Origin of the sequence: Sulfurimonas sp. (assembly GCF_034005705.1) — a bacterium.
Taxonomy (GTDB): Bacteria; Campylobacterota; Campylobacteria; order Campylobacterales; family Sulfurimonadaceae; genus Sulfurimonas.
The window spans coordinates 66,980-75,235 of the sequence record NZ_JAVEUF010000010.1 but is presented as its reverse complement, the minus strand read 5'-3'; the positions used below and the strand labels follow the sequence as shown (position 1 = coordinate 75,235).

The following is an 8,256-nucleotide window of genomic DNA, read 5'->3' as shown; positions in this document are numbered from 1 at the left end:
GTATGATGTCGATTCCATAAGTTCAGTAGAAGCGGCAAAAATTGCTTCTTGGACTATGTTGTCTTCTACCCCTTTTGATACCATTTGTATCATGATGGGAAGAGTAAGAACGACAACAGAGACTACAACAATAGCAAAAATTAGCTCTATCATAGTAAAAGCGGCTCTATAAAGAGCGTTTTGTCTCTTTACCACATTATTCTCCTGTTCGTAGTTGCTTTATCGGTAGGAGTGTTTGTAGTAGTTTCTGTTACATTGTCACCTGTCCAATCGCCCTGATTGTGAAACTCCACTTGGAACTCGTTTGTATTGGCATTTGGATCGCTTTCGTTGTAGATGAGCCAAGGAGATGCTTCGTTTTGCATTGTTGTTTTGTATGGATAGCCTCTACTTGCGTCATAGTCCAAAATAGTTATTGAAGGATTTCCTATTGGATTATCACTCGCATCGACTATATCTCCTGCAATATTTGCCCCTCCTTTTTGAAGAACAATGCCGACCGATCCATCGTTAGTGATGTTGTGATCATCATTAATAAACCATCTTACGTCATCCACTCTTCTTGAAGCAATGCCATTTGGTAAAAGAGTTTTATCGCAAGCGTTGCCTCCAACCGTGCCAAAACAGAAAGACTCAAAGTATATATTTGCCTGATTATTAAGGGGAGTATTGTATCTCTGTCTTGAAGCGTGCGTACGACCATAAAGATGAGTGACGTTTAAATCCAAAAGTCGTGAACCGTCTGCAACCTTGTTAGCGATAAGATCTGCATTCATTGTACAATCAGCAATAACTGAACAGTTTGAATCATAAGTCGAGAAAAATAATCTTTCAGGATTTACAGAAGCATTTACTTCTCTGTTAAAATTAAGATTTAAAAGTGTATTTGCACTTCCGTTGTTTGATTGGTTGAAATCATTTGTTCCAAGCGTGATTGTTCCCGCAGGGTTGTTCATAGTCCCATTTTGATCGTTTGCAGGTAAGTCTGTATTATGAAATCTAAATAGATAATCAACCGCGCCTGAGATTGCAGATTTGTTTAGTGTTAAGTCAACCGGTTCGGCATAACAGCCATCTACAAAGTTGCTTGTCGCTACATTGTTGTAGCCTGCTGCAGTAATAGGACCGTTTAAGTGAAATGACATATTTTCATTTAATGACATATTGTTCATATATATAAACGGCACGGAGCTATTGTTTTCTCCAAACGATACTCCGATACCGTTCATTATAAACTTATACGGATGAAACTCTAAATTATAATTTCTATATTTCAAGGCAGAAGCGTTACTGCTGTCATGATCACTAGTAATATTGCATCCCGTAAATGGAGTGGCACTTCCGGTCGCATAATCTACGGCTTGAGTAATATCTGAACCTAAAATACAGTCACGCGTTGCAGTATAGTAAGGTCCTACATGGTGACCCATGTATGTAAAGTCACCATCAACACTTGTCCAAGTTGTATCTTTCATTTGCAATACGTACTCGCCGACTTGATCAAGCGAGCTGTTTAAATCTGCGCTTCCATTTAAAACTCTAAAAGAGTGCGAAACATTGTTCTCATCATTACATCCGCTTACAGCAACTGATGGCGACCATGCATACTCCAATGCATCACTTGCCAATCCGCCAAAACCTTTTGTATATCCAAAAGATGGAGTGTTGTCTTTGTGGTTTACTGCATATACTTCAAGCTCATAGTTGTACCCTGCGGCTAGATGGTTTGTTGCAGCAGATGGAGTAACTACTCCGGAGACGTTATCAGCTATTCTAACTTGAGATGCAGGATTTGTCTGTTCTTGGTCATCTACTTTTATCATAAATGCTTCAGGTCTTAGTGTAAAGTTGTCTCTTGAACACGTTAGTTTTGTTTTGTAACCGAATATACATTCCATACATGCTTGAACTTGTTCAGCTGTTAAATCTGAATTATTTCCACAAGCAACTGGAAGTTGATCCGTAGTCTTATCTTTATCTTTATCATAAACTATAGTCTGTGAACAAGAGGTTCCATAATAGTCTATTAACGCAGGAAAATCAACGTCATAAGTTCCTGCTTTCTTACCAGGAGTGACCTTGAAAATGTCATCAGTTTCAGGATTTGAGTTATAACTTATTCTAAAAGCTGCATTCTCTCTTGAATAAGTATAGAAATCAGAGCTATTATTAAGCTGAGTCATATTCAATGCAATAGAGTTGTCTATTGCATCTTTGTTAAACATTGAAGATGTTGCATTGTTTTCAAAAAAAACCCAAACTTTAGGGCTTATTGAACTTGACATTTCTTTGCACGATGCTTCTGTATCATGAAATGCTGAAGCATCAATCATTTCAACAGCAACAATCGTCGAGACTCCACTCGGGGTGTCAAGATTACTGGGATCCATAGCTACAACTTTAAAATTCCCCTCTCTCTTTGTTACTTGTGTCGGGAGGTTGTAGTATCTATTTGCACCCCCTACGTCATAGTTATAGTAGTCGTTGTGAACGACATTAAAAATACCTTTTTGTGGCGTATAAACGAAACCAGAATTAGTACACAATGGTACCTGAGCACCAAGAGTTAGCTCATAAGGAATGGTGACTCCATTATGAGTAATATTATAATTTGCTCTTACGTTCAAGGGAATATCTATATTTGATGTGCTTGGGTCTAGACTGTAGTAGACATAAAAGTGCTCTTGCGAGTCGATGCTTCCTACATTAACATTGTTAATGTAATCGCCTCCGATGCTTATATCGGTTCCGTCGATTAAGTCAACAGGAGAAATATCACCAATTTTAGCAAGTTTTGTTGAGTTTGCAACATAGGTTGCTTGCGATGTGTTTATGTCGTAAATATCAACGAGCATATCTGTTACTGCAATGTCTGAATCAACAAGGTTTCTTATGAAAAATTTTGCTTCTATTGGTTCATTGGGTATTACATCGCCTACAATTCTAGGGTATTGAGTTCCATCATTCTCTTCAGTGAAATAGATTCCTTGCTGTTTATAAGCGTAGTCATAGCAAAATTCAGGAGTATATAAATCAGTAGAAAAGGCAATTACTCCCGGTGTTGATTGGTCACCATTACTAGAACTAAAGATAGCTTCTAGTTTTAATGCCGTAGATGTTTGATTGTTTGTCATATAGCTTGAAACATCATAAGTGTCTAAGTCAAGTCCAGGATAGTAACTAATTGCTGCATCAATAGGAACCCCAAAGTCGCTAACAGAACCATTAAAAGGGTTGTTTCCTGGATTCGCATCATTTGAAACAGCTTCATAGTTATAAGAATTATTTGCATTTTGAATGTAAAATGCATCTCTTTGGATGGCTTTTTCTCCTCCAGATGCATAAAACAACATTTTTGCATTTACAGTTCCTGATTTAGGAGTTAAAAAACCAGACATAGGAATTGAAATATTAAATGTTTCATACCCGGTTATAGGTAACGGAAACATAGCATCAAAACCGTTAAAAACATTTATGTTTTTTATCTTTGTTCCTGATGGTATGGTTGCAGGATTATGTTTATATACGACTATTAAAGACCAATTTCCCCAAAAACCTATTTTAAGTCCATTATACTCCGCCCCTTCACCTAGATAAAAGTATGAGTACCAATCTGTTCCATTATTTGCTTTAATGTTTCCGACAGAAAAGGTCTGTGTTGTTCCTCCTATTAAATGTGACTTAACAAGTGATGTAACATCTTTAAATCCTTGGTAAAAAGATCTAAAACCTCCATCATTACCTGTTCCGTCTCCCCAGAAATCATGATGCCATACTTTATCGGCAGTAATATTTTGCGTAGTTCCGTCTGGTAATTGAAATGACACATTTCCGCGATTTTGTACCATTGAAGATGTGGCATAGTTAGTTGCGTCAGGATCTGCTATATGCCCTTGCCAGTATAATCCAGCCCATTCAATTTCATTGCCGCCTATGTTTGTAGGTAATGTTAAGCTGGAGGATGCTGAATTTAGAGCCATACCAGCTTCATTTTTGTAAATAAGATTTGTATCATATAGGTATCCGCTGTAAGTATTATTACACCCACCTGAACCGTTGTTTTGACAAAGGACTGAGTCTCCAGTTGAAACAAAATCACCAAATAGTTTGAGCCCGCCATCTGAAAAAACAGGGTTAAACGGATTTTCGTGTAAAATAGAACTGCCTTTGGCAAATACGCTTATACTAAATACAATATTTAAAAGCAAGAGAAGGAAAGTTTGTTTTCGAAGGCGCATTACAACCCCCTTTTTTGTTATTTTTTAATTATATAATAATGGTTCATTATGAGTCACTTTTACTTAATAAGCGCTTAATGATTTTAGCGAGGCTAAGAGATAGCCGTCGCAGTTGAATGGTCTCTAATATTTTAAGGTGTGATTACTTTTTTAAAAAATCGGAGATCTTCTCGCACACGCCGTACTCTTTTGAGTCGCTTATAATGACTTGTGCGGCTTTGTTGTTGTCGGTATTGAAGATCATCGGACCTATAAAGTTTACTACGGAGTTTTCTATCGGGGTTTGGATCAAGATAATGTTTAAAATAATAAGATTCGAGTTTTTATCTATCTCCAGCATCTCTTGGATATTGTCAGGAACTTCAAAATCGTACTCCCTCAGAACAAAAGGATCTATAAGAGTAAAAGAGATACGATCTTCATCTGCAGAGCTCATCTTCATAAAGATATCGTCGATCTTCTCCAAATTTACCTGTTTTACATTCTCAAAGCCTAAAATAGGTACGCAGATATCAAATTTCATAAAAATCCCTCGTGTATATTTTTGTTAATTGTAGCACTTTAAGCATAAAATATACCTAGTTTAATGAGTGTTATATATCTTTTAGATAAAATATCAACCTATCTATAATCAGGAAAAAATTTAATGAAATTTAAAACTTACGCAATGCTCGCACTACTCTCAACGACGCTTTTTTTTACAGGTTGTTCAAAAGAGATCGAAGAGTATAATAAACCGGCGATGTATTGGTATTCGAAGATAACTCAAAGCGTCTCAAGCGGAGATCTGGAGAGAGCAGACGGCTACTACAGCTCACTTCAAGGCGAGCATATCGGTTCCCCGCTTCTGCCAGAAGCGACTATGATACTGGCACTTGCTCATATGCAGCACGAAGAGTACCTATTGAGCGAGTATTTTTTGGATGAGTATATAAAGAGATACGCGACGCCGAACGAAAAAGAGGAGGCGGAGTTTTTAAAGATAAAAGCAAAGTATAAAGCACTGCCGCACCCAAGACGCGATCAGGCGCTTATAGATGACGCTATTGCAGAGGGTGAGAAGTTTAAACTAAACTATCCTGACTCTATGTATGCTGAGGTAATAAATACTATGCTTGTGCGTCTCTATCTTGCTCAGTATGTTTTAAACGAAGAGATCTCAGATCTGTATGAGAGACTTGACAAGCAAAAGAGCGCCGAGTACTACAAAAGCATAAACCCGCAGCCTTGGATCGCTTCTTCAGAGGTTGACAGAGCGGTTGCTCCGTGGTACAGAGCTTGGTTCGAGGGAGACGGTACTTCAAGCTGGTACGACTTTATGATACCTGATACAAAAAGCGTAGTATCGAGAAACTCTATATCCGAGGAAGAAGAGGCAGAGATAGTTGAGCAGCCCCAAGAAGTTGTAGAACCTCAAAAAGAAGAGGGTGACGACTCAAGCTGGTATGACGTTCTAAATCCTTTCTCAAAAAGTGATAAGACAAAAGAGCAGGACCTTGAAATAAAAGAGGAACGAAATGGTAATGACTCAAGCTGGTACGATTTTTTAAACCCGTTTTCGGACAGTAGAAATATAAACAATGAGAGAGGTAGTTATGAAGCTTAGTGACTATAGTGAATTTCCTGCTGATATTCCTATAATAGCAGAGGATGAGCTCTTTTTATACCCGTTTATGATCTCGCCGCTTTTTTTGAGCGATGAGAGCAATATAAAAGCCGCTACAAAGGCGATAGAAGAGAGCTCTTTAGTAATTGTGTGTTCAACAAAGCCATCCCATGAGGGAGAGAGAGATTTTGAATCTCTTTACAACGCTGGCGTCGTGGGCTCCATCATGAGAAAGGTTGCACTTCCTGATGGAAGAGTGAAAGTTCTTTTTCAGGGACTTGCACGTGCAAAGGTTGCATACAAAGTCTCAGACAATCCGCTTATAGCGCATGTTGAGGTTATAAATGCGACGAACGTAAATTCACTGAAGATAGACGCCATTTTGGAGGTCGTTCGTGAAAAGGTAAGAACGCTTGCGGGTGTGAGCAACTATTTTCCTCCTGATCTGCTAAGAACAATAGAGGAGAACCACGACCATAACAGAATCATAGACCTTATCTGCAGCACGGTAAAACTCAAAAAAGAGCAGGCTTATAATCTTTTTGTAGAGTCAAACACTGAGAAGAGGTTTTTGGACCTCATTGAGTATCTCATTGATGAGATAGAGGCGAACAAGCTCCAAAAAGAGATCCGCTCTAAAGTACACAGCCATATAGAGAAGGTAAATAAAGAGTACTTCTTAAAAGAGCAGTTAAAGCAGATACAAAAAGAGCTTGGAACAGATACTTCAAGAGATGAAGAGATCGAGGAGTACCGCAAAAAGCTTGAGGCGAAAAAAGAGAAGATGAGCGAAGAGGCATATAAGGAGATTGGCAAGCAGATAGACAGGTTCTCGCGTATGCACCCTGACTCTTCAGATGCCTCTATGACGCAGACCTATCTCGACTGGGCTTTAGAGGTGCCTTTTGGTGATGAGAGCAAAAAGAAACTCCATATCAGCGAAGTACAAAATCAGCTAGATCGTGATCACTTCTCTTTGGAGAAACCAAAGCAGAGGATAACGGAGTTTTTTGCTGTAAAAGAGCTTATGGAGCTTAGAGGCATAAAGAGCAACTCTGGTGCTATCATCTGTTTCTCCGGACCTCCGGGCGTAGGTAAGACCTCTCTTGCAAACTCTATTGCAGAGGCGCTGAAACGTCCGCTTGTGAGAATTGCTCTAGGCGGGCTTGAGGATGTCAACGAGCTAAGAGGACACAGAAGAACATATGTCGGTGCAATGCCTGGGCGAATAGTGCAAGGCATCATAGACGCTAAAAAGATGAACCCTGTGGTAGTTCTTGATGAGATAGACAAGGTTGCAAAAACAGGAAGAGGCGACCCGACGGCTGCGCTACTAGAGATACTTGATCCTGAGCAGAACAAGGAGTTTAGAGACTACTACTTGAACTTCAACATTGACCTCTCAAAAGTGATCTTTATAGCTACGGCAAACGATGTAGGAAGGATTCCTGCACCTCTGCGTGACAGAATGGAGTTTATAACAATAAGTTCGTATACGCCGCAGGAGAAGTATGAGATAGCATCAAGATATCTAATACCGCAGGAGCTTAAAAAACACGGGCTTAAAAAATCGGAAGTGAGCATCTCAAAGCCCGCACTTAAAGAGCTTATCCACAGCTACACGCGTGAGGCGGGCGTGCGTAATCTTCGCCACCGTCTTGCTAACATGGCAAGAAAAGTGGCACGTGAGATACTGGAGCATCCAGAGATCAGCAAAGTTTCGCTTACGCTTAAAAACCTGAAGGATTATTTTGACAAAACTGTTTTCGAGATCGAAAAAACGACAAAAGTTCCTGTTGTAGGAGTTGTAAACGGTTTGGCGTGGACAGCAGTCGGAGGCGATGTACTAAAGCTTGAGAGCATCCGCATAAAAGGCAAAGGGAGCATGCAGTTAACCGGAAGCCTCGGTGATGTTATGAAAGAGTCGGCGGTTATTGCATACAGCGTTGTAAAAACGTTAATAGATACTAAGAAACTGAAGATAGATGCTAAAAACATCCCTTTGACGATCAAAGAGAGGGAAGAGAAGATTGCGGTTGACCCTAGCGAAGTATACAAGCGCTACGACCTTCATATACACGTTCCTGACGGTGCCACTCCAAAAGATGGACCTAGTGCCGGCATAGCGATGGTAAGCGTAATCGCTTCAATACTAAGTTCAAAGAAAGTACGCTCGGAAATAGCAATGACCGGAGAGGTCTCTCTTAGCGGAGACGTGTTGCCGATAGGCGGGCTTAGAGAAAAGCTTATAGCTGCACACAAGGCGGATATGAGCAAAGTTCTTATCCCTGTAAAAAATTATGAGAGAGATTTGGAGGATATTCCCCTAGAGGTCAGAGACTCTCTGGAGATAATAGCTGTCAGCAGAATAGAAGAGGTTTTAAAACACGTTTTAGTGTAAACCTCTTTTTT

5 protein-coding genes are annotated in these 8,256 nt (G+C 39.6%); 2 read left to right on the top strand and 3 right to left on the bottom strand.

Annotation, left to right across the window (positions count from 1 at the left end; all coding sequences use genetic code 11):
* From RBR61_RS06850 to fliW, 3 genes are all read right to left on the bottom strand, one after another.
* Positions 1–195 (bottom strand): prepilin-type N-terminal cleavage/methylation domain-containing protein (locus tag RBR61_RS06850; protein ID WP_320343047.1); only part of this gene is annotated, 195 nt, incomplete at its 3' end.
* Positions 189–3,827, bottom strand: coding sequence for a hypothetical protein (locus tag RBR61_RS06845; RefSeq protein WP_320343045.1), 3,639 nt, complete (start codon positions 3,825–3,827; stop codon positions 189–191). The genes RBR61_RS06845 and RBR61_RS06850, both read right to left, overlap by 7 nt.
* Positions 3,828–4,380: 553 nt before the next feature.
* Positions 4,381–4,761 (bottom strand): flagellar assembly protein FliW, encoded by a 381-nt coding sequence (fliW, locus tag RBR61_RS06840; RefSeq protein WP_320343043.1) that lies wholly within the window; start codon positions 4,759–4,761, stop codon positions 4,381–4,383.
* A gap of 123 nt (positions 4,762–4,884) precedes the next feature.
* Here fliW and bamD point away from each other — a divergent pair, with 123 nt between their 5' ends.
* Entirely contained in the window at positions 4,885–5,844 is a 960-nt protein-coding gene (gene bamD, locus RBR61_RS06835) for an outer membrane protein assembly factor BamD (RefSeq protein ID WP_320343041.1), read from the top strand.
* Positions 5,834–8,245 (top strand): endopeptidase La, encoded by a 2,412-nt coding sequence (gene lon / locus RBR61_RS06830; protein WP_320343053.1) that lies wholly within the window; start codon positions 5,834–5,836, stop codon positions 8,243–8,245. The genes bamD and lon overlap by 11 nt, the downstream gene beginning before the upstream one ends.
* Positions 8,246–8,256: the final 11 nt, after the last annotated feature.